This window comes from Flavobacterium sp. HSC-32F16 (genome assembly GCF_024171645.1).
In the GTDB taxonomy this organism is placed as follows: Bacteria; Bacteroidota; Bacteroidia; order Flavobacteriales; family Flavobacteriaceae; genus Flavobacterium.
This window is the reverse complement of sequence record NZ_JALKAC010000001.1, coordinates 1029995-1050734: the sequence shown is the minus strand read 5'-3', so window position 1 is coordinate 1050734 and position 20740 is coordinate 1029995. Positions and strand designations below refer to the sequence as shown.

24 protein-coding genes are annotated in these 20740 nt (G+C 35.1%); 14 read left to right on the top strand and 10 right to left on the bottom strand.

Features of this window, described 5'->3' with window-relative positions; genetic code table 11:
• The first annotated feature begins 20 nt into the window (after nucleotides 1-20).
• On the top strand, nucleotides 21-632 hold the full coding sequence (locus L1276_RS04660) for an NAD(P)H-dependent oxidoreductase (protein ID WP_253785872.1): 612 nt from the start codon (nucleotides 21-23) through the stop codon (nucleotides 630-632).
• 127 nt (nucleotides 633-759) lie between these two features.
• Nucleotides 760-1020 (top strand): peroxiredoxin family protein, encoded by a 261-nt coding sequence (locus L1276_RS04655; RefSeq protein ID WP_371924148.1) that lies wholly within the window; start codon nucleotides 760-762, stop codon nucleotides 1018-1020.
• A gap of 177 nt (nucleotides 1021-1197) precedes the next feature.
• On the opposite strand, the gene L1276_RS04650 is transcribed toward L1276_RS04655, so the two are convergent.
• From L1276_RS04650 to L1276_RS04635, 4 genes are all read right to left on the bottom strand, one after another.
• Nucleotides 1198-1620: a response regulator gene (locus tag L1276_RS04650; RefSeq protein WP_253785871.1), complete on the bottom strand. Its 423-nt coding sequence runs from the start codon at nucleotides 1618-1620 to the stop codon at nucleotides 1198-1200.
• A 320-nt stretch (nucleotides 1621-1940) separates the two neighbouring features.
• Nucleotides 1941-2753: an SDR family oxidoreductase gene (locus tag L1276_RS04645; protein ID WP_253785870.1), complete on the bottom strand. Its 813-nt coding sequence runs from the start codon at nucleotides 2751-2753 to the stop codon at nucleotides 1941-1943.
• Between the two features lie 78 nt (nucleotides 2754-2831).
• Nucleotides 2832-3389: a Crp/Fnr family transcriptional regulator gene (locus tag L1276_RS04640; protein ID WP_253785869.1), complete on the bottom strand. Its 558-nt coding sequence runs from the start codon at nucleotides 3387-3389 to the stop codon at nucleotides 2832-2834.
• A gap of 98 nt (nucleotides 3390-3487) precedes the next feature.
• Nucleotides 3488-3706, bottom strand: coding sequence for a hypothetical protein (locus L1276_RS04635; protein WP_253785868.1), 219 nt, complete (start codon nucleotides 3704-3706; stop codon nucleotides 3488-3490).
• 965 nt (nucleotides 3707-4671) lie between these two features.
• Here L1276_RS04635 and L1276_RS04630 point away from each other — a divergent pair.
• Nucleotides 4672-5274 carry a 2,3-diphosphoglycerate-dependent phosphoglycerate mutase gene (locus tag L1276_RS04630; RefSeq protein ID WP_253785867.1) on the top strand — a complete coding sequence of 201 codons (603 nt, stop codon included), beginning with the start codon at nucleotides 4672-4674 and terminating at the stop codon, nucleotides 5272-5274.
• Between the two features lie 401 nt (nucleotides 5275-5675).
• Here the strand turns inward: L1276_RS04630 and L1276_RS04625 are convergent, their stop codons facing one another.
• Nucleotides 5676-6143 carry an HAD domain-containing protein gene (locus tag L1276_RS04625; RefSeq protein ID WP_253785866.1) on the bottom strand — a complete coding sequence of 156 codons (468 nt, stop codon included), beginning with the start codon at nucleotides 6141-6143 and terminating at the stop codon, nucleotides 5676-5678.
• A 49-nt stretch (nucleotides 6144-6192) separates the two neighbouring features.
• Nucleotides 6193-6543, bottom strand: coding sequence for a hypothetical protein (locus L1276_RS04620; protein ID WP_253785865.1), 351 nt, complete (start codon nucleotides 6541-6543; stop codon nucleotides 6193-6195).
• 360 nt (nucleotides 6544-6903) lie between these two features.
• Between L1276_RS04620 and L1276_RS04615 the strand changes: the two genes are divergently transcribed.
• From L1276_RS04615 to L1276_RS04605, 3 genes are all read left to right on the top strand, one after another.
• Nucleotides 6904-8136, top strand: a complete 1233-nt coding sequence (locus L1276_RS04615; RefSeq protein ID WP_253785864.1) for a hypothetical protein — start codon at nucleotides 6904-6906, stop codon at nucleotides 8134-8136.
• Nucleotides 8137-8398: 262 nt separating this feature from the next.
• Nucleotides 8399-8635: a hypothetical protein gene (locus L1276_RS04610; protein ID WP_253785863.1), complete on the top strand. Its 237-nt coding sequence runs from the start codon at nucleotides 8399-8401 to the stop codon at nucleotides 8633-8635.
• A 299-nt stretch (nucleotides 8636-8934) separates the two neighbouring features.
• On the top strand, nucleotides 8935-9684 hold the full coding sequence (locus tag L1276_RS04605; protein ID WP_253785862.1) for a hypothetical protein: 750 nt from the start codon (nucleotides 8935-8937) through the stop codon (nucleotides 9682-9684).
• Nucleotides 9685-9918: 234 nt separating this feature from the next.
• On the opposite strand, the gene L1276_RS25345 is transcribed toward L1276_RS04605, so the two are convergent.
• Together L1276_RS25345 and L1276_RS04600 are read right to left on the bottom strand one after the other, a co-directional pair.
• Nucleotides 9919-10101 (bottom strand): hypothetical protein, encoded by a 183-nt coding sequence (locus L1276_RS25345; protein WP_371924138.1) that lies wholly within the window; start codon nucleotides 10099-10101, stop codon nucleotides 9919-9921.
• A gap of 678 nt (nucleotides 10102-10779) precedes the next feature.
• Entirely contained in the window at nucleotides 10780-12930 is a 2151-nt protein-coding gene (locus tag L1276_RS04600; protein WP_253785861.1) for a nuclease-related domain-containing DEAD/DEAH box helicase, read from the bottom strand.
• A 765-nt stretch (nucleotides 12931-13695) separates the two neighbouring features.
• Between L1276_RS04600 and L1276_RS04595 the strand changes: the two genes are divergently transcribed.
• From L1276_RS04595 to L1276_RS04560, 8 genes are all read left to right on the top strand, one after another.
• Nucleotides 13696-14106, top strand: a complete 411-nt coding sequence (locus tag L1276_RS04595; protein ID WP_253785860.1) for a single-stranded DNA-binding protein — start codon at nucleotides 13696-13698, stop codon at nucleotides 14104-14106.
• A gap of 57 nt (nucleotides 14107-14163) precedes the next feature.
• Nucleotides 14164-15237, top strand: coding sequence for a DUF932 domain-containing protein (locus L1276_RS04590; protein ID WP_253785859.1), 1074 nt, complete (start codon nucleotides 14164-14166; stop codon nucleotides 15235-15237).
• A 118-nt stretch (nucleotides 15238-15355) separates the two neighbouring features.
• Entirely contained in the window at nucleotides 15356-15730 is a 375-nt protein-coding gene (locus L1276_RS04585) for a hypothetical protein (protein WP_253785858.1), read from the top strand.
• Nucleotides 15714-16337, top strand: coding sequence for a PRTRC system protein E (locus L1276_RS04580; RefSeq protein ID WP_253785857.1), 624 nt, complete (start codon nucleotides 15714-15716; stop codon nucleotides 16335-16337). The genes L1276_RS04585 and L1276_RS04580 overlap by 17 nt, the downstream gene beginning before the upstream one ends.
• A 24-nt stretch (nucleotides 16338-16361) precedes the next feature.
• A complete protein-coding gene (locus L1276_RS04575; RefSeq protein WP_253785856.1) occupies nucleotides 16362-16580 on the top strand; it encodes a PRTRC system protein C in 219 nt (72 codons plus the stop codon).
• A gap of 16 nt (nucleotides 16581-16596) precedes the next feature.
• Nucleotides 16597-17769, top strand: a complete 1173-nt coding sequence (locus L1276_RS04570; RefSeq protein WP_253785855.1) for a hypothetical protein — start codon at nucleotides 16597-16599, stop codon at nucleotides 17767-17769.
• Complete coding sequence (locus tag L1276_RS04565; protein ID WP_253785854.1) at nucleotides 17766-18488, top strand: prokaryotic E2 ligase family D protein; 723 nt, start codon at nucleotides 17766-17768, stop codon at nucleotides 18486-18488. Before L1276_RS04570 ends, L1276_RS04565 begins: the two co-directional genes overlap by 4 nt.
• Nucleotides 18488-19294 carry a PRTRC system ThiF family protein gene (locus tag L1276_RS04560; RefSeq protein ID WP_253785853.1) on the top strand — a complete coding sequence of 269 codons (807 nt, stop codon included), beginning with the start codon at nucleotides 18488-18490 and terminating at the stop codon, nucleotides 19292-19294. Before L1276_RS04565 ends, L1276_RS04560 begins: the two co-directional genes overlap by 1 nt.
• Nucleotides 19295-19548: 254 nt before the next feature.
• Here L1276_RS04560 and L1276_RS04555 read toward each other — a convergent pair whose 3' ends face one another.
• Entirely contained in the window at nucleotides 19549-20097 is a 549-nt protein-coding gene (locus tag L1276_RS04555; protein WP_253785852.1) for a sigma factor-like helix-turn-helix DNA-binding protein, read from the bottom strand.
• Nucleotides 20098-20296: 199 nt separating this feature from the next.
• Nucleotides 20297-20731: a DUF3872 domain-containing protein gene (locus L1276_RS04550; protein ID WP_253785851.1), complete on the bottom strand. Its 435-nt coding sequence runs from the start codon at nucleotides 20729-20731 to the stop codon at nucleotides 20297-20299.
• Between the last annotated feature and the right edge of the window lie 9 nt (nucleotides 20732-20740).

Sequence of the window (20740 nt, the reverse complement as noted above, 5' to 3'; positions counted from 1 at the left end):
AATACAAAATTCAATACATAATGGACAATACAAAAAAAGTGCTTTTAATCAATACGCACCTCACTTATCCGGACTGGTCTGAAGGATCTCTAAATAATGCCTTTATTCAAATAGCTAAAGATTTCTTTAACTCTAAAAAATATGAAGTTTTAGAAACAAGGATTGAAGACGGATATGACCCCGATGAGGAAGTGGAAAAACACTTGGAGGCCGATATTATCATTCTTCAGATGCCGGTAAATTGGTTTGGCGCACCCTGGATTTACAAAAAGTATGTTGATGAGGTTTTTAACAAGGGACTTTTTAGTAAAAAATTTCTTTCCGATGACGGAAGGACCAGAGAAGATCCTTCAAGGCAGTATGGTACAGGGGGACATCTGCAGGAGAAAAAGTTTATGATCTGCGCCACCTGGAACGCACCTGCTGCAGCATTTAATGATCCTAAACAAGAACTTTTAGAAGGCAGAGCAACAGCTGATTTACTTCTTCCGATATCAAGTAATTATCGTTTCTGCGGGGTTGAAATTGTGGAGGGCTACAACTGCTTTGATATTTTCAAAGACTCTCAGATTGAGCAGGATCTGGAAAATTATCCATCGCATCTGGAGAAAGTTTTTAATATTTCAATTTAGGGGATATAAAAGATAATCAGCACTATACTAGTATGTCCATGTTTTTGAACATTCATAGCATCAATTTAACGATTGAAAATATAACACCACTTAATGTGGTGTTTACTGCTTTATTGCAATTTGACCTATCCAGGATAGAGGCTTTGAAATTTTAGGGATTTCACTGGACAAGAAAAAAGAGCCGTGGCTAAATGCAATTGAAAAAGACGGTTTGAAATGGATACATGTTTCGGATCTTAAGGGATGGCAGAGCCAGGCTGTTTATGACTATGGCATTAAAGGGGTTCCCGCAAATTTCCTAATAGGACCCGACGGAAAAATTGTGGCTAAAAATCTTAGAGACGAGGCCCTTAAATCAAAATTGAAAGAAATTTTCAGTAAATCATAACAAGCTTTTTAAATAAACTATAAAGCGGTTTGTCGCCTGATAGCCGTTTTATAGTCTTATAATAAATATCTCAATTAAAAAATGAAAGACAGTTACAAAATTTAAAGATATTGATATTGAGTCATCATATTTATTTCCTTAACAATTAAACAGGATTAATCCTAAATGTCTTTGATTTCACCTAAATACTGGGGAGAGGCTGGTAAACCAACATTGCATGATCTTGTTTATCATTTCCTTGTATTCTGAAAAATTTTCCTGTTTTTTAAAGTAGCCTTGAATAGGGAATTCATAAGCTTTTATCACGTTTTCAGGATTCTGGGATGTGGATAGAAAAATATAAGGAACGCATTTTTTGTTAATGTCCGAATTGTTAAGAATTTCATTTCTCAATTCATAACCGTTTAATTTGGGCATATTGATATCTGATATGATCAAAAAAGGATTTACGGTTTCATCGGATAAGTAATCAACCACTTTTGTAGGGTCTTCAAAAAATACAATTTTATTAGGATAATTTAGGCTTTCAAAAATCTCTTTAAGAAAATCCCTGTCGTCTTGGTCGTCCTCTATAATTATTATCTCTCCTGAAATTTTCATTCTTCAAAAGTACTATTTTAATCCTTGTAATATAGCGTTAATTTTATATATTTAAGTTGAAAAAACTTGAATATTTTACATCAAAATTCGATAATAATTGTTGCTTTATTATTTAGTTTATCCCCTGTTTGTTATACCCGTTGTGTAGTTCAGTTAAGGGGGCAATAAAAGCATGCTGTTAAATAAAGCCGCTTGGGCAACTTTAAGGGAAATTGTAAAAATAAAGCAATAGTTTAAAAGTAAAGATTGCTATGCGCAGTTTGTAATTTAATACAATCTGTGCATAGCTTAATAATTTTTTTTTTTGCTTGGATTTGGATTTACTCTTCGTTCCCGAAAAACCGCTTGTTCATTGTGTCAATTACTGCTTCTATTCCGTCTTTTCTCAACCATTCATATTCTGTCGTGGAAAGTTTTCCAGCTGTATAATGCAACTGTTTCTTATTGCCTGTTGCCACTTCGTAAACAACATCGGCAATACTTTCTGGTGTATCACGTTTGGCACTTGCATCTGCCCGCATAGCGGTCATATATTGGTTGAAAAATTCCTGATAATCGGGATGGGTAACTATTTGTGCGTTGCTGCCAAAGCTGGTCTGCATGTATGCAGGAACTATAGTGCTTATAGCTATTCCAAAGTTTCTTAATTCATAACTCATTGCTTCTGTCCACGTTTCTAATGCAGATTTTGTTGCTGCATAAACAGCAACAAATGGATATGGAATGTTTGCTGTTGAAGATGTCACAGTAATAATTTTTCCGCTTTTTCTTGCCCTCATGTAAGGAAGGAATGCCTTGGAAACAAGTATTGTTCCTAGAAAATTGGTATTGATTTGCTGTGTCAGTTGTGCGTCAGTGGTACCTTCAAAAGCCCCCATTAGTCCGTAAGCGGCATTATTAAATAATACGTCTATTGGGCTTATTTTTTCGGCAGCAGCAGCAACTTCAATAATTTGCTCAGCATTATTGATGTCCAGTTGCACAAGATGAATATTGGCCCATTGCTTAAGTTCTGATTCCTTTTCGGGCTGCCGCATAGCTGCGATTACGACCCAACCTTTTGAAGCAAATAATTTAGCGGTCGCTTTACCTAAACCTGATGAAGCCCCTGTGATAAAAATTGTCTTGTTCATTTTTTTATTTTTTAAAATTTACTTGACAAAATTCCAATAAAAATAAATGAACCCGTTTAACATTTGGTAAAAAGCAACTTAGCGAATTTTTTTTCTGATTCTGCTCAAAGATTGTTGTGTAATGCCTAGGTATGAAGCAATGTATGCCAGAGGAATACGATTGACAAGCGTAGGATATTTTTCCATAAATTCCAGATAGCGGGTAGTAGCATCTTGTGAGATAAGTGGGCTTACTCTTTCCAATTTTTGGACAAGTGATTTATGGGCGATTTTTTGAATGATATTTTCCCACTCTATTATCGTATTAGAAATTTCTTTCCAATCTTGATTAGAAAATACCAGCAGTTTACAATTTGTCGCTGCTTGGATATATTCCGTAGAAGGCACGTTGCTCAAGTTGTAAAGTAAATGCTTTTCCTCCATGAAAATTTTGGTAATTTCTTCGCCTTTATTGTTGTAATAACAAATTCGGAGAATACCATCAATAATAAAACCTACTTGTTTCAAGACTTTTCCGGCCTCTGCAAAATATTCGTCTTTGTTAAGTTGTAATTCTTTTGCCTTGGATGCAATCAGGTCAATTTGTTGTTTATTCAAATTGCCATACTGCAATATGTATTCTATAAACTCTTTCATTTCGCAAAATTAATCAATAATTGTTTTGACTCATTTACCATTTGGTAAGAAGTATTTAACTAACCGATTATTTGTAATAATCTCTTAATTCTCCAGCGTTATTCGTTTATTTTATCATTATGATACTGTTTTAACCATTTTTCCATTTTCTGCAATAGTAGAATTTCATTAAGGTCTCCTGACGGATTGGAAAGTCCTGTAATGGTCCTTTGATAATTAAATCTTTTATTTTCAAACAGGCAGGTGAATTTTGGGAACTCGTTGTGCGATACCAGCCATTTGTCCTGATGGGCTTTTTTAATTTCAAACTTCTTCATTTTTGATCATCTCTAGAGCAGCTGCAGGTATTGAGTTACTATTGTTGTTTTATGCTGTTTTTACTGCTGAGTTCTAAACTGACTGCAAAACTATAAGATTATTGCAGTTGTTTTGTTATATAATTTACAGATCGTCGTTTTTTTTTGGTTTTTAGGAGCTTTTCCCGCTATTCGTTGCAATCTTTTGCGCCGAACCCCGGCGCAAAAGGATTTCCACTGCTATCGGGGCTAAAGAGTTCAATCCATTTTTTATGTTTCGGACTTTAGTTTTTTACAAAACCATTTTCCCATTAAACCTATTGTCCAAATCCGTTGTAGCTGTTGGCAGTCCGGTAGTTTTTAGTCGAAATTATTATTTCAACTCTATTTTAGTTTCTGCCTTTCCCGCTTCGATTGGCAAATCAATATTTAAGCTCCAATGTTAAAATTCTAATTTTGCTTTATTATAGATAAACCGTTGCTAATCCTAATAATGCAGTGATACAAAAAGATAGAAAAGCTAGTCTTATTGATTCTTTACATAAAATGTACATTTCGTAAAGTTCTACATCTTTTAAGTTCTCAAAATCTTCATTCTTCGAAAGCACTCCTATAGTAACGATTTCCCCTATGTCAGCTGAAATTCCATAATCAACAACATATTTTTGGAATAAATCAGGGAGCTTATTTTTAAGAGCTCTACTAAAATCTTCTAATTTATTACGAAAATTAAATATAAATAGGGGAAAAGTTGGAACTCCAAAAACAATTGGGGCAAAATTATGACTTTATCGCCGTATGGAATAAAGTGATGAATTTAGACAGGTTTGATTTAATCTGATTGTTATCAATAAAATTAGATAATAATGAGTCCGATATTGTATCGGGCTCATTCGTTTTTATAATAAGTTTATGTTATTCTAATTGCAGGAATGAAGTTTGTTCCTTATTTTTAGGTTAGCTTTGATATGCTTTAAATAAATAAAATGGCGCAATTAATTTTTGTCAGGCACGGACAATCTCTTTATAATTTAGAGAACCGATTTACAGGAAACCTGAATATTCCCCTCACGAATCTTGGAAAAGAGCAGGCAAAAATTGCAGGCAAAAAACTGATTGGTTATGATTTCGATAGTGCTTATACTTCGATGCTGATAAGGGCTCAGGAAAGCTTGCAGATCATCCTAAATGAGATGAAGGTAACAATTCCTATAATAAAAAATAAAGCTTTTAATGAGCGAATGTATGGGACTTTACAGGGACTCAATAAAGAAGAAACAGTACAAAAGTATGGCTTGGCGCAAGTTGATATCTGGAGAAGAAGTTATGATGTATGTCCTCCAGGCGGCGAAAGCCTTTTAGATACTTACAACCGCGTAGTTCCTTACTATAAAACCGAAATAGAACCGAGATTAAAAATAGGACATAATGTTTTAATAGTTGCCCATGGCAATAGTTTAAGATCCCTGATGATGTATCTTGAAAACATCACTGCGCTTGATATAGTAAACGTAAATATTGCAACAGGTTTACCAAGGGTTTACACTTTTGATCCTAAACTAAAAATTTCGAGTGTAATAGATCTATAGTTTATTTTAAAGCTAAGAAAAAAGATATGTTTCAATTTGAAATTTTAATAAAATTTGTTGTGGGAACGGTAAATCATCCATCTTATTTTTCTTTTAGTTTTAGAAATAAATCAATTTTTAACTTCAGTCTAACAACAATCAATAAGATTTAATACAGTTTCGAACTTGAACTCCTTAAAGCCTTATTTTATTGAGTTTCTAGTTTTCAAAAAGACTATGTGCCACGATTCTGCCACAAAACTTAGACTGGTAAAATATCTTTAAAACAACCTTAACTTTTTGTAGTAAAAAAGGTATCAACTCCATGTATCCAAGTATACAAGTTAGTAAAACTGCTTGCTTGAGAAAAGAAATGACATAAAAAAGCCTCTTAAAAAGAGGCTAATTATTTGATAATATCTTTAAGCTTTAACCAATTCATCTTTTCTCAGAATATTAATTGCTGTTTCGGCTTCTTCTAAAGTTAATCCAACTGTTCCGCTGGTAACTATTGTTTTATTTTTAATATATTCTGGTAGTCCATTTAATGATTTATCATCATCTAATATAACGAAACTTTCAGATATATTTGTCATTATATACCAACGAACTATTTCTTCTCTTCTATTTAAATTATCATTATTATCTTCAAGTTTATGAATTGAAGCAATAATTCCTCTGGTTTTAAATATTTGTTCCCATTCTGAATTATTGTATCTAGATTTATGAGAAGTAGTCAATAAAAGCTTCGCTCCAGTATTACATATAATACTCTGAAGATTATTTACAGCTCTAGGACTAAAACTTGCAAAACCATCAGATAATATTTCTGTTGGTTTCCAAGATGTAGTTGGAACCATTACACCATCTATGTCTAATAAGATTAACATGTTACAAAGATATGTATTTTTATTTATCTATTACTTATACATGTATATTTTAACTTATTGTTTTATCATATCTTTCTTCAAATCTTTGTCTAGCTTCTTCATCATCATAATCAATATCTGTAAGATGAACATCTCCCCATACAAATTCAACTTTATGGCTATTTGCTCCACCAATAGTAGTTTTTGATTTCATTCCCAACAATTGGTGGCAAATATATCTATGGTGTCCGTCAACGATTCTTTCTCCACTTAACTTTATTTCGCTAAATGAACTTCCTTGCTGCAATCGTCTGTGAATACGCTGTATAATTGGAAAACTAATTTCTATTTGCCCTGGCATGTGATCAAATTCTGTCTCTAATAGAAATTTTTGAACTTCTTCGTATGTAATTTCATTCATGTCGCAATATTACAAATAACTTAAATTATAAAAAAGAGAAAAAATGCAATTCTGCTAAAAGCCGGTTTGTATAATTTCAATATAGCTATTAATCAATGAATAGCTTCTGTAGAACAACAAATAAGAAATCGAATTTTGAAGATATTTAATCTCTAAAAGTTTCGAACCTAAACTCGTTAGACCTTGATTTTGCTGAAATTATATTTTTATAAAACTACATGCGCCATCACTCTGCCACAAAACTTAGAGTGGTGAAATTTAAGTTAATCGTATAGCTGCAAGACGTATAATATATTGAAAAAAAAAACACTTATAATTTATTTAGTTTTTAGTACATTGCATGAAGCAAACTAACAAACCATGTCCTCATTAGATTCACTTAATTCAAAAAGAGAAGAAGCCAACAATATTGTAAATGACATTCTTGATAAATCAAAAGAACTAGAAAGAAGACTTGAAGAATCTACAAAGATTATTTCAAAAATAATCAGCAATTCAAAAGACTCGGACACTTTAAATTCATCTTTAAAATCAACAATTGCTTCTACATCAAAAACTATCGAAAGATTTAGAACAGAGCGTCAAAAAGTATATTCTATTCTGCATGGGGTTAATTCTTTCTACGAGAAAAAATACCTACCACTACTAGATAAAATTAATGATAAAAATAACGGATTTCAATCCAAACTAAACGCCTCGAAAAAAGATACAGATGAAATTTCGAAGTATAAAGCTATTGCAAACGAACAGTTAAGTGATTTAAAAAAAATTGCATCTGAATTAAAGTCTAAATATGCGGAATTAAAAAAATTAGATGGCAACATCCGAAAATTAGAAATAACAGCTAAAAAAGATAGTGATTCTATTAAGATTTCTAGTGATTTAATAAAATCACTAGAAGTCAAAATTAGAAAAGCTAATGCTGAAATATCTATTCTTTTTAATGAAAGTGACAGGCATAGCAAATCAATTAAATCATTGTTGGATAATTCCACTAGGGATATTAGTAATATTAAGAAAAATAACGCCGAGAGTGATAAGGTTTTAGAAGATATTCAGAAAATATATGAATTAGCTGCTCAAACGGGGTTAAGTGGTGAATTTGAAAGGCAAAAAAAACAGTTGGCGGAGCAACTTACCAAATGGGAACAAAGAATTTTTAATATTTCAAGTGTGCTTTTACTATTAATTATAGCATTATTCCTTCTGGAATTAGCCCTTTACGATTGGAAATTAAAAAATATTGACGTTAATTTCTATTTGAGATTTATTCTCTTTTCACCTATCGTATTTTATTTGTATTTCTGTACTAACCAATTCTCAGAAGCAAAAAAGCTACACGACAAATATGCGTTTAAAACTACATTAGCGATGTCAATTCAAAACCATATAAAAATGCTTTTGGAACAAGATGGATTTGCTGCGAGTTCAAAAGAAAAGATCACTGAATTTGTTATTTCTGCATTTCAAAAAATTTATTCTGAACCATATATAGACAACACTCTTAAACTCGGTATCAAACTCCAAAATATTGAAATGAATTTAGAGAAAATACTGGAGGAAAAGTTAAAAGAAGTAAAGCAAGATTTATAAGCAATGTGCAACGATGTCGCCACAAAAAAATGTGCAGTTTTGTAATATTGAAACTTTATACCCCGATTAATCAGTCTAGATTCAAGTTGCAATTCTATCATTAGTTCCCGGACAAGGTTACTATTTTTCTAATAACAAGTATTGAAAAACGTTTTAAAATCTTAAAGTTTAGATAGCTTGTGTATGAATAATATTTGTAGTTTTGTTAGTAAACCTTTGAAAATCAGTTTTTTTTTTTTTAGAGCTGTAATTTAGATAAGATATGAAATATAATGAGAAAAATGACAAGTCAAAATTGCAAAAATCAGTTTACCCTAAAGTTGAAATTAGTGAGGACAATTGTAAACTAACCCTAGCTGAATTAAGAAGATGCGAAGGATTTGAAGATGTTTCAGATTTAGAAGGGGAAGAAATAATTGAAAGTTTATATAAGCTTTCGTTAATCGCTTATAATTATAGACAATCGAATAACTTTAATATTAAGTTTTGGGCGCTATAATATATTCGAAGCTAAACCCGCCAGGCCTTGATTTTGCTGGATTTCTATTATTCAAAAATAGTATGTGCCACGATTCTTCCATAAAACCGTTTTAGATTAAATATCTACCATATTGGCGATTGCTTTTTTTAGATGGATTTATATCACGTCCAAATAAATTAACGACTTTTTTTGAATTAAAAACTTACTAGAATTTACTTAATTGAGGTATTCAATTCTGTTAGGTCTATAGGCTTTTTATTAATTTATTTTCTATACTTTCGTCATATTAATAAATTTAATAAACCCAGAAGTATCTTATGAAAATAAATCTACTTATAATTTTTACCTTAGTTGCAGTTACCATCAATGCTCAAAATAGAGTTGATGACGCAGTGCCAATAATAACAAAAAAAAGTAGCGCATTAATATTAGCTACGGGTTGGTTAAAAAACTCTTCCGGACAATGGATAAGTGGAAAAAATAAAATACCGCAAGATCTTGGTGAAAATCAGAAGCTTTTAGGTAACTATGAATTGTATGGCTTAGGTACTGATAATTTTAATTCCCTTGAAATTAAAGACGTAAAAATAGCTGATAGTACATATGCAATTATAATTAAAAAATATAGAGACGGCTTTTATACTTATAGTTCAATCCAAAAAGGCTGGAATAATAAAGTTAGTTGTAAATACTATGTGGTATCAAAAGCAGAATTAGCTAAAGCATACGAGGTAAAAGCTGATTACCTTAACAAAACAACAGTTAGGATATTATACGAAGGGACTCTGATGTTTATCAACACCCAAACCTTTAATGATAGAACAATATCAAAAGACCTAGCTTCTAATATTAAAGAGAATTCAAACCATCGAGATTTTTTTGAACATAGATTAGGTTTGAATATCTATTATTTTAAAGCAAAAAACCTTGTGCAATTTTATCTATACGATGCCAATTCTTATAGTATGGATATGGAATATGAAGATGATGAAAGTCAGAAAGCGAAAAAGTATTACGAAACAGATGCCGTTACATTCAAAAAGTTTCTAAATTTTTCAGCTCAATAAAAAATTAGTAGAAATCCACAAGTTTATCTATAAAACTAAAACCGATATCATGGTACCAATACAACTTTTTTAGCTGGCTTTGTGCAATTATAACCTAGCGAATATAAGAATAATATTAAATATTTTTGATTTAATCCCCGCAGTTGCTCACTTACCAATATAATCGTGTAAAGAAGTAAAAGTATAGGATGTAAGTGTAAGATGCTTCTAAAACAGAGCGGAACATTTCAAGGGTTACTCCGCTGGCTTTTCGCTTTTGGCTTCCTGCGCCATGCGTCTCACTAGCACGTAGAACTCTTTTAAATGCCACCAGGCTGGGCACATCTCAAGGTCTCCTTTATAATGGTATATGGTTAGGAAACAGCTTTTAAGGAAAAGCTGGGAATCTGTGATTCTCGCCCATGGCTTTAACTCCACTTCCTGCGGAGGGGGGAGTGGCTTGAAAATAGCGTTTTATTTCTTCTGGGGTCATGGGGTGAAATTAGGTACCGATTCTATGTAATGTTTTCTTTTTTGGAGCTTTTTCCCGCTATGCGTTGCAATCTTTTGTGCCGAACACCGGCACAAAAGGATTTCCACTGCTATCGGGGCTAATGGGGCAGTTTCAATTATGCATTTCTTCTAAATACACTTTTGTCAATACTTTCTAGCGACTTTGTCCAAGAATAAGAAATATTTAAATCATCTGTTTTATCAAAATGATTCCAATCAGGACTCCAAATTTCAGTGCCGAAAAATTGAAGATTCATATTAGAATACCCTTTAGTTTTATATTTTTGAGTCCATTTTTATTGTTCTCTAAATTCCATCTCATCCGCCCAAAACCAAGCCATTTATTATCAAATTCGAAAGATTGAAAAGTGCTGATATAAACCCCTTGAGGTTAGATCATATTCTTTTATAATAGTGTCTAGTATTTCATAGATAGCCTTATAGAAATTCCAATCGTTTAGCTCAAAAATAGAAGAAGAATTAATATTGAAAACAATATTTTGGAATAATTATATTATCCAAATCTTTAATAAAAATGGCTTTTACGTTTTTCAATAAATTTTTAATCCGTGTAATGTTAGCTGAAATTGCTGTGCGTAGTGCTTATTTCACACTGCCGATTAGTTCCTTTAATTTCTCGTTATATTCTGTGTTGCCATAGTTGATAATAATTAGATTTGTCCTACTTCTTGTAATACCTGTATATAAAACTTCATCAAAACTTAAAGAAGTTCTTTTTTCAATGATTAAAAATAAGTTTTCACATTCCCAACCTTTAAAACTATGAATAGTTGAAATTTTCACTGTCCCACTATTCATATAAAAATTAATTTTTTTGTTATCTCGTATAAATTTCAAATTCTTGTTTAATGTTTTTGGATTATAGGCGTTTTTAAATTCTTTTATTTCGCTGTCGTACTTTTCTAAAAGTGTTGTCAAGTCTGAAAATGTAGTATTGAAATTCTTGCAACGAATTTCTAACTTTTCTCTAAATTGCGATGGATACTCCAAGTATAAATCATATAATGTTAAAAGAATACTTATTTGATTGTTTGCTTTTTCAGCATTTTTATCATTTTCTCTTTTTATTAATTTCTTAAAATTTGTGAGCCAAACTAAAGATTCTTTCCCAATAAAATTTATACCATATCTGTATACCATTTCATTTGTTTCAAACATTGTGTTTGTTTTCTCGTTTGAACTATAACGATAATAAGCGTCAAATTTTTTAAGTAAAGAGATTGTGCTCCCTAAAATTGTAATATCGTTGGGCTGAATTCCTTTATTTATAGCATTTTGATATACAATTGTATACAAACTCATAATGCTATCCACGTCTGAAAGGAAAATGTAATTGACCGCTCCCAATTGGTTTTTTTGGAAATCAATTTCTAACACATTAGAAAATTCATTTTTATTGTCAATTTCGTATTTGTCTTTGAAAAATTTATTTTGAAATTCTATCGTTAAATCTTTAATTTTGTAATCGGAGCGAAAACTATTTTTCAATTCATTGACACCTTTTACATTTGTTGAAATGTCTTTGTTTTCAATTTTGTTGTTATAAATATTTTGCTTTACATCTCCAAAAAGTACATATTCGCCATCTTCTTTTAAAAAATATGTTTTGAGAATGTCCATCCAAGGTCTTTTATAATCTTGAATTTCATCTATAAAAATGGCGCTATATTTTTTAAGATTGTCTTTATTTTCTTCAAATAAATCTAAATTTGAGTAGTAGTTTTTTTCAAAGTACTCTTCCTTAAACTCATCAGAACTTTCATTAAATTTTTCAGGTACCTTGATTTCAATTCCGATGTTGTTTAGTTCGGTATTGATAAACAAATGATAGTTTAGAATGATGAAATTTTTCCAATTAAAATTCTCTCTAACTTTGCTAATCTTATCTTTAATATAGTTTTTTAAAGTAATATTATAAGTCAATATTAAAACTTCTTCATTAGTTCTTTTAAAAGATTGTACTGCTCTTGCAGCTAATACTGTTGTTTTTCCCGAACCAACAACACCTTTAATTCTTTGCTCTTTTTTCTCTTTTCCACCATAGATTATTTCAAGTTGTTTTTTTGTATAGGGAATTTCTTTTTCAACTTGCTCTTTAAAATGGTAAGGTGGATTTAAAAAACGTTTGAAACTTTTATAAATATCATTTGTGAAGTAAAGAGAATGTTGATTTGAAATTAGATAACACTTTTTTAGAATGTTGTTAAAAGTATTTTCTGTTAAATCATCTCTTCCAATGAGGTGGATATTGTACTTTAAAAAGTCTAAATACTTTTTGTCGTGTTCAAAAGGTTTAATAAGAAAATTTGACAATTGAGTACTTGTTGCATTGTGAAAATACACAGCACAGTTTACAATGTTGAAATTCTTAATATTAGATATTTTTTTTGCTAAAAGATTTTCAATGTGTAAATTAAAAAGGTTCTCTTTGTATTGTAATACTTGTGAAATAGGGGATTTTATAGGTTGATTAATTTTCTGTACTAGCCAGTTTTTTCGCTCGTCTAATTTGTAACTGTCCAAGGCGTAATCTTTTACTTCAATGATTAAAACGCCTTGATTCTCTTTCAATACTATTATATCAGGTCTGTCTCCGTTAAGAAATGGATTAAAGAATATTTCAAAGCTGTCATCCAAATTACATCTCAAAAAGTCAAGTAAATAAAGCTCTCCTATTTCTGGTTTTACTTTCAGATTTTGTATTTCATCAAAAGTTGGATAGAGTACAGCCATTTAGTTCTGTCTATTTTTTTACGGTAGGTTCTTTAGCATTACGCACAACTAATTTATACTAGCCAAGAAATGGCACCAATACAGCTTTTTTTAGTTGAATTTGTGCAATTAGTAAGTTTTTCTAAGCGAATATAACAATAATATACTAATCTTTTAAGCTGTGCAGTAATAGCTTTGAATCAGTTATTTTAATTGTCCTACTGCTGTTTTCGCTATAGTTGAAAATCACCTAATTGCCTGTAGCTTATTAAAGTCTTTTTTCTGAAGAGCTAAGATGTCAGCGGCCCTGAACTTGCAAGGACATCTTTTGGAATTCACCCCAGTGCTACTGTTTTTTCTTCTTGACTGCTTTTATCCATAGTATTCAATTACTTCCCTTTTACTTTTTATCAAAGACCCTGTATGCTTTTGTCTTATTTCAGGAGCAAAGGTAGTCCGTGTCCCTGTCCAAAAGCAAGGCCGGGGCCTTTCAGGTCTGGCTAAAAAATCTCCACCCTCCGGGTTGTATTTTTTGCCAGAGCCTTGCTTTTGGGGGACACTCACCTTTTTATGCTCATGAAACAAAACATAGCATACTGCGGCTCTTTAGACGAATAAAAAAAATGTCAGAAATGAGAATTGAAATATTGAATAAAGCAATGATGAAACAAAACAGCGCCTGCTCTCATTGCCGAATAAAATTTCAAAAAAAAAGAAAAGTAAAAAAAGTCAAAAGTAAAAATGGGGGGCGGGAAAAAGAAAGTAACAATTTAAAAATCAGAAATCATGAACATTACAGGAAGAGTGACAAAAGATGCGAAAGTAAGCACATTGTCAGACAGCAGACAGGTAGTAAATTTTTCAGTAGCCATCAACGAGAGCTACAAAAACAAAAAAGGCGACAGGGTAGAGCAGACCACCTTTTTCGAATGCGCCTACTGGATAAGCCCAAGGGTTGCCGAGTGGCTGACCAAAGGCACGGTGGTGGAGCTCACAGGCATGGTAAGCGCGAGGGCGTGGAGCGGAAATGACGGGGAACCGCGCGCGGGGCTGAATTTCAATACCTCCAATATTAAATTGCACGGGGGCGGGAAGAAGTCCGATGGTACCCGCGCAGTGCAAACAGGGCAGACTGCAGAGCAGGGAGAAAACAAAAAAGCCACCTTAAAAGAGCCTGAGGACGACATCCCGTTTTGAGCAGGCAGTAAAGGGTTCTAAACAATTTTATTTTTCAAACTTTTAAAATCAAATATCATGGCACATAATATCAATTACAACAGTCAAACAGGAAAGTATTCATTTTTCAGTGTAAAAGAAAAAGCATGGCACGGGCTCGGGCAGATTGTAGAGCAGTACCCGACAAGCCAAGAAGCCATCAGACATGCAGGGCTTGATTATGAGGTGGCTAAAAGCCCTTTATACACCAAGGGTTCGGGCATTATCCAAACTGCGGGCGGTATTGAAATGGATAGTACTGAACTGGCAGTACCTGACTGTTTTGCCACTATCCGCACCGACAGCAATGCCGTTTTAGGGGTAGTGGGGAAAGACTACCATATCGTGCAGAACCGTGAGGCGTTCAGTTTTTTTGATGCCATTGTAGGCGGTGGCGACGGTATACTCTACGAAACCGCAGGGGCACTCGGACAGGGCGAGCGTATCTTTATTACCGCCAAACTCCCTGATTATATCAGGGTCGGAAACGGGGACGACGTAACGGAAAAGTACATTTTCCTGACCACCTCGCACGACGGGAGCGGAAGCATCACAGCGGCTTTTACGCCCATACGCATCGTATGCCAAAATACCCTTAATGCTTCGCTTCGCTCGATGAGCAACGTGGTGCGCATCCGCCATACATCGGGCGCAAAACAGCGCCTTGAGGATGCCTATAAAGTGATGGGACTGGCTGACAGACTGAGCAGTCAGCTTGAAGGCATTTTCAATGAATGGGCACAAGTGAAGGTAACAGACACGCAGGTTAAAAAAATGATTCAATTGGCACTATGTCCCAATACCGAAACACTCACTTTACTAAAAAGAGGAGCAGAAGATGACCTTTCCACTGTGTTTAGAAATACGGTAGATGATGCTTTTGCCTACGCCATGGCAAGCGAATCCCAGCAGATGGAAACCACAAAAGGCACGCTTTTCGGGGCTTATAATGCCGTGACGGGCTACTATCAGAATGTACGCAAATACAAGGATAACGAAGCCAAACTGCAGTCCATTGTTATGGGAGGCACAGCTCAGGGAAAAGCCCAAAAGGCATTTGAACTGTGCACGGCTTTTCAGGCAGATGGCGCAGAAATCCTAAACCTGAATTAGGCAGGCAGATAACTAAAGGCTGTTGCCCGAGATGTGACAGCCTTTAAAATCAGGTTTTAAGCGTTGCAAATAATAGATGAAGATTTGCACAATTGAATAATATAAAAACGCAGGAATTATGGCAAGAAAGTATCCAAACAATTTTGAGTTTATACTGTATCTCTACAATCAATTTGTCAGCAAACACCGCAGTATAGGCAAGGAAGCCCGAGTATATTGGCATATTTTGGACATGTACGTAGAACTGGGACTTTCAAAAAAAAGCCAGACAGCCGAAAAAAAGTACGCCCAAAAGCTTATAGCCATCATCAGGGAAGCGGTCGGGGAATGGAACACCCATCTGCTTATCTTAAAAGGGGAAGAGGGAGAAAAGGAATATCAGGAAAATATGAAAAGCTACATCGAACGCCTCTACAGGTTAGGGCATGATGAGCAGAGTGTTATAGAGTCAATCATTAAAAAATTAAAATTAAATTATGGAAACGACAACTAATTTTTTCAATCAGATAGCACAGTTGCAGATCATAGGCGATTTGCACATTACCATTGCCAAAGGGGCAGAGGACAGGCTTATCGTACTGGTGATGCTCCAAAACGAGGCGTGCGGGGACAATGCCAAGCACAGCATACCGCCTTTGAACCTCAGGGGAACAGCCGAAGAACTCGATAGCGGTTTTTTTGAAAATATCACTACGCCCATTGAGTCCGCTTCGGGTCTGATGGTGGATATGGAAGGCTATATGAAACAGCTTGAAAATACCAAAAAACAGTCGGCAATGGAGAAAGAGAAAGCCGATAAGCAGAAGATAGAACAGCAGGCCAAAGACAAGAAGTTCAAAGAGGCAATGGCAAAGGCGGATGAACTCGAAAAAGAAGGGAAATTCCGTGAGGCATGGATAAAAGTGCCCGAAATAACAGAGTTCCCCGAAAAAGCCGACGAGATACGCAGGCGTAAAACATCATTGTCGGACAAGTTTTCTGCGCCAAGCCTTTTTGGTGCAATGGAACAGGAAAAACACGAATCCCTTAATCCCGAAGAAATTACAGCCGATTCCACTGATGAAATGGAAGAGGAAAATGTCGAGCAAGAGGAAGAATAATTTTTAATGTAAAAATCAGAAATCATGTTATTAGCTACAAAGTTAGAACGAGTATTCGTACTCAAAGATAAAGGGCAGGAAATCAGTCTTTTAGACCCCGAACCACGTTGGAGCGTGGAAGCCGTACTGAATTTTTACGCCCCGACATACCCAATTTTGACAACCGCCAAAATATCCGCTCCCGCCATCAAAGATGATGCAGTAGAATACCGATTTGAAAGCGTAATGGGAACGAAAGGTTAACTAAAATTTTAAAGTGATGAATTATGTACAGACAACTTATAGCGGGAACAATAAACCCGCCCGAACAAAAAAGACAAAAGCAGTTGCACCGGCAGCTCAGCGAGTTTGCCCATTGGATGCGAAGACCCAAAGACGCAGGCGAAGTTCAGAAAGACAAACCAAGGTCAGTTCCTGTTCCAATGCTTCCGATGGTTTTCTAAAGACTTCTTTTCTGCCTAAACTCCACGAAAGTAAAACGCTACAGGCTTGTCAGGATACCGTTAAAATGCAGGAGGATTTTTATAGCTCACATTGTAGTCTTGCCGAGCATTACAACATAGTGCCGATGCCCACGGGGCAGTTTGAATATCCCTATAATATGGCATTGGCTTTATGGGATATGGAAGAAAAGCTGAAACAGAATTTTTTAAACTGCCCCGAATTGCGTCTGTTGCAGGATAGCAATAAAACGTATTTTATCAGTGAGGAAAAATACAATACAGGCACAACCCTGTATTATATTCCAGTTGAATCACTCTATCAAATGCTTCATGACCCAAAGTGCAGAAAAAATGCACAGCTTCTTATATCCGTATGCTCCTATCTTTATCTTATTGCCGAGATTCCCTATTACAGACAGCAGGACAGCTATCTCTATTGGATGTACGAAATGCACAAAGAATGGGTGGAACAGGACGATGAAGGCGAAGAAGTCGAAAGGGATATACTTGAGTTTGACAAAGCGGAACTCATTGGAGACCGCATAGAGCAGAAGATTTTTAACCTCATCAATTTAGAGGTTTTTGAAAAGCGTTTGAGTTCTTTTAAATGCCGTGATGCATTTGACTATGAATGCAGGGAAACCGCTTTTAAAGCCTTTGCGCTGTATAAAGAGTATCCGCAGGAAAACATTTTTCGAAACGCACCCACAAATAAAGAGAATGAAAATGATGACACCGAAAATGAAACCATCGGCATGGAAAAGTACATTTCTTTCATATCCGAAACTAAAGGGTGGCTCTACCAGAGTATTGCCGAGGGCATCAACAATGAGTTTAATGAATACGGTGCAATGGATGAACCTGCAATAATAAAATGCTTTGACGGGTCTGATATATCAGGTAACAGCCTTGATTTTGAGAACCGCCTGTTTGCACTTTTGGATGATATGTGCTCAATATTATATAACTATAAAACCACTCGAATATGAATGCCATTAATGACATAACAGCAAGTTTTGGGACATTGTACCATCCTAAATCCGCATTGGTTTTCTATCAAAGCAAAGCGGACAAAGACCTGTATGTGGAGCATTTTGATATGGATAAAAACGGCACTCCCATCAATGCACATCCGCTCACAGAGCGTGAAGCAAAAGCATTGGCACGATCAATGCTCATTGAAAAGCAAAAAGACAAAGCGTTTTTAAAATCAGAAGGGATTCTCCCGACAAATATTCTGCATATCAATCCCAGTGCAGGGAAGGGGTCTGTACTATGGTACACCAAATCGCAGAAACGCAAACTGTATTTCATGGACAGCCTTGGGATTCCAAGTGATATGGCGCACGTACCGCCTTTGCTTTGGCATGCGACAAAAAACAGCCTAAGGGTTTTTGCCCTTTTAAGCGGAAGAAGACCAACAGAGAATACGGTATTATATTACGCTCCATTTTTCAATATCTACGAGGACGGCAGGGTTTGTATGGGTTCGGTCAATATCAATATCAAAAATTCTGCTTCGGTGGAGCAGTTTACAAATGCTTGGGAAAACTATTTTTTTAACAGCTATTTCAGCCATTTAATGGGGGAGAAGAGCCTCATAAAAGGCAACTGCGTGAGCCTTTGGAAAGACCTTGTCGCAACAGGAAGACCCTTTCCCACAGCAGTACTTCAAAAGAACAATAAAACACTTAAAAATCTACTGTGATGAAGACCGAGAAAACAAAAATACATTTTGCCGATAATGATTTGATAAATCCGACCAATCCCATTACGGTAAACCTCATTGGGGCAGGCGGTACAGGCTCAAAAGTACTGACTGCCCTGATGGAAATGAACCATAGTTTAATAGAACTTGGACACGCAGGACTCTCCGTGCGTCTTTGGGATGATGATATTGTCACAAGTGCCAATTTGGGCAGACAGCGTTTTGCACATTGCGAGGTAGGGCTTTACAAATCCGTAACCCTTATCAACCGTGCCAACCGTTTTATGGGAACGGCTTGGAAAGCGGAAAACGTGAAATTTGAAAAAGACAATTTGGGAAGACTGCCCAAAAATGCAGGGGCGGTTATTTATATTTCGTGCGTGGACAACGTGCAGTCCCGCTTTGAAATAGCGGATATTTTAAACGGGCAAAAGAGTTGCCTGCATAACAGAGATGAGCCGAAATATTGGATGGACTTCGGAAACAGCCAGCACACAGGACAGGTCATTTTATCCACCATCAAGGGCATAAAACAGCCTAACTCCGAGAAATACGAAACTGTGACGAGCCTGCCGTTTGTCACCGAAGAATTTGCAGATTTGTTAACGCAGTCAGAAGAGCAGGACGATACGCCGAGCTGTTCATTGGCGGAAAGCCTGGAGAAACAGGATTTGTTTATAAATTCGACATTAGCACAGATGGGATGCTCGCTTTTATGGAACCTCTTTCGCTACGGCATGACTGGCAATAGGGGATTTTTTCTCAATCTTAAAAACTTTCAGTTACAGCCCTTAAAAGTGGGCTGACCCGAGAAATCGGGCGGCAAAAAGACACTCCCTCCAAAGGTCGGGGCAGTCTTTTTGCGTAAATAGGATACAGCCAATTTGATAAAAAAGCATTGCTTCGCTGTTTTATCAAACCCGCTGTGATGTGGTTTGTGGGGATATTCTGTATCCCTTTTGTTGTTTTCAGCGGACTTCTTTTCTTTCCACAAGCGCGGCCAAAGAAAAGAAGCAAAAGAACGCCGCATTTTTAAAACTGGATTTTTTGCCCTTGCTCCTTACTCAATTCGTTTTATTTTCCACACATAAAAGCCTTCAAAAAGATGCTCAATATTTTCAAACTCTATAAAAGCTATCAATTCTTTTTTGCACTCATGTTTAAATCCCTTGAAACGCTCGAAATTTTTTAAAGGTATTTCGGATAGCTGTCCTATGGTGTGAATATCCAAAACCTCAAAAAAACTGTACATTCTTTTACTGAAAGGGAAGTGGCTTGAATAGAGTATTTTATGCGGGTCAGTTTCAGTTTTAGTTTTCCTTTTTTTGATTTGCAGGCTTTCGTATTTGAAGTCGTATTTTAACTGCTGCAGCTTTTGTTTGTAGTGGTCAATTTCAGCAAGAAGCTCAGTAACGCTTTTTACTTTTTTATACGTTTTTTCATAAATCTGGCGGACACTTTCACCCGTTACGCCATAAAGGACTGACACCTGCTGAAGGGACATTTTTTCTATAAGGAGCTTCTGCAGTACCTCATATTCCTTCTCAGAGAGTACTCTTCTTGACATTTCGATATAAAATTTGTTGGTACGTTCTATAACATTTTTCATAAGATGAGTGTTAAGTTTTCATTACTTAAATATTTATCGGTATCTTAAATTAGAACTAATATACTAACGTTTATGTAGTTAAGCAATTATTTCGTTAGAGATCTCAAGGGATGTATAAAATAAAACAACCCGAAGAAAGCTTCGGGTTGTGATTGAAATGTGAATTTTATAAATAGAAATTTACACCGGTTCTTGACTGTTAATCGCTGTTGTTAAATTGAAAAATAAGCTGCTTTTCGTTTCCGAAATTATCCGAAATCCAGACATCAAATGACTGGGAAACTGTGGACTGAGAAGTATAATAAAGCCTGAACTGCTGTGCCGGCATCTGATATAAATCATTGGGCAGATACTTCGGCTCGTCGTAATATCGCAGGGTTCCCTTACCTTCAGACTGAAAGTACCTGATAAAGTATTGTGTGCCTGTGTAATGTCCGTTTTGCTGTATAGTTATCCTGATTTCTACCCTATCTCCATTGGAAATCGCTGTAGGCACAGGCATTACCTTTACCTCAAAAGGAAAATTATTCTGTATCTGCAGTTCGTCCCCACTGCAGGACAAAAGGGTAAAAGAGCTTATCATTACTGCTACGGGGAGTAATCGTGCTCTGAGTTTATTAAAAAAAGCTGTCATCGTTTTACG

Bases quoted from the DNA above. Each gene is read 5' to 3' on its own strand.
- L1276_RS04660 (WP_253785872.1), top strand. From the start codon at position 21: ATGGACAATACAAAAAAAGTGCTTTTAATCAATACGCACCTCACTTAT.
- L1276_RS04650 (WP_253785871.1), bottom strand. From the start codon at position 1,620: ATGAAAATTTCAGGAGAGATAATAATTATAGAGGACGACCAAGACGAC.
- L1276_RS04645 (WP_253785870.1), bottom strand. From the start codon at position 2,753: ATGAACAAGACAATTTTTATCACAGGGGCTTCATCAGGTTTAGGTAAA.
- L1276_RS04640 (WP_253785869.1), bottom strand. From the start codon at position 3,389: ATGAAAGAGTTTATAGAATACATATTGCAGTATGGCAATTTGAATAAA.
- L1276_RS04635 (WP_253785868.1), bottom strand. From the start codon at position 3,706: ATGAAGAAGTTTGAAATTAAAAAAGCCCATCAGGACAAATGGCTGGTA.
- L1276_RS04630 (WP_253785867.1), top strand. From the start codon at position 4,672: ATGGCGCAATTAATTTTTGTCAGGCACGGACAATCTCTTTATAATTTA.
- L1276_RS04625 (WP_253785866.1), bottom strand. From the start codon at position 6,143: ATGTTAATCTTATTAGACATAGATGGTGTAATGGTTCCAACTACATCT.
- L1276_RS04620 (WP_253785865.1), bottom strand. From the start codon at position 6,543: ATGAATGAAATTACATACGAAGAAGTTCAAAAATTTCTATTAGAGACA.
- L1276_RS04615 (WP_253785864.1), top strand. From the start codon at position 6,904: ATGTCCTCATTAGATTCACTTAATTCAAAAAGAGAAGAAGCCAACAAT.
- L1276_RS04610 (WP_253785863.1), top strand. From the start codon at position 8,399: ATGAAATATAATGAGAAAAATGACAAGTCAAAATTGCAAAAATCAGTT.
- L1276_RS04605 (WP_253785862.1), top strand. From the start codon at position 8,935: ATGAAAATAAATCTACTTATAATTTTTACCTTAGTTGCAGTTACCATC.
- L1276_RS04600 (WP_253785861.1), bottom strand. From the start codon at position 12,930: ATGGCTGTACTCTATCCAACTTTTGATGAAATACAAAATCTGAAAGTA.
- L1276_RS04595 (WP_253785860.1), top strand. From the start codon at position 13,696: ATGAACATTACAGGAAGAGTGACAAAAGATGCGAAAGTAAGCACATTG.
- L1276_RS04590 (WP_253785859.1), top strand. From the start codon at position 14,164: ATGGCACATAATATCAATTACAACAGTCAAACAGGAAAGTATTCATTT.
- L1276_RS04585 (WP_253785858.1), top strand. From the start codon at position 15,356: ATGGCAAGAAAGTATCCAAACAATTTTGAGTTTATACTGTATCTCTAC.
- L1276_RS04580 (WP_253785857.1), top strand. From the start codon at position 15,714: ATGGAAACGACAACTAATTTTTTCAATCAGATAGCACAGTTGCAGATC.
- L1276_RS04575 (WP_253785856.1), top strand. From the start codon at position 16,362: ATGTTATTAGCTACAAAGTTAGAACGAGTATTCGTACTCAAAGATAAA.
- L1276_RS04570 (WP_253785855.1), top strand. From the start codon at position 16,597: ATGAATTATGTACAGACAACTTATAGCGGGAACAATAAACCCGCCCGA.
- L1276_RS04565 (WP_253785854.1), top strand. From the start codon at position 17,766: ATGAATGCCATTAATGACATAACAGCAAGTTTTGGGACATTGTACCAT.
- L1276_RS04560 (WP_253785853.1), top strand. From the start codon at position 18,488: ATGAAGACCGAGAAAACAAAAATACATTTTGCCGATAATGATTTGATA.
- L1276_RS04555 (WP_253785852.1), bottom strand. From the start codon at position 20,097: ATGAAAAATGTTATAGAACGTACCAACAAATTTTATATCGAAATGTCA.
- L1276_RS04550 (WP_253785851.1), bottom strand. From the start codon at position 20,731: ATGACAGCTTTTTTTAATAAACTCAGAGCACGATTACTCCCCGTAGCA.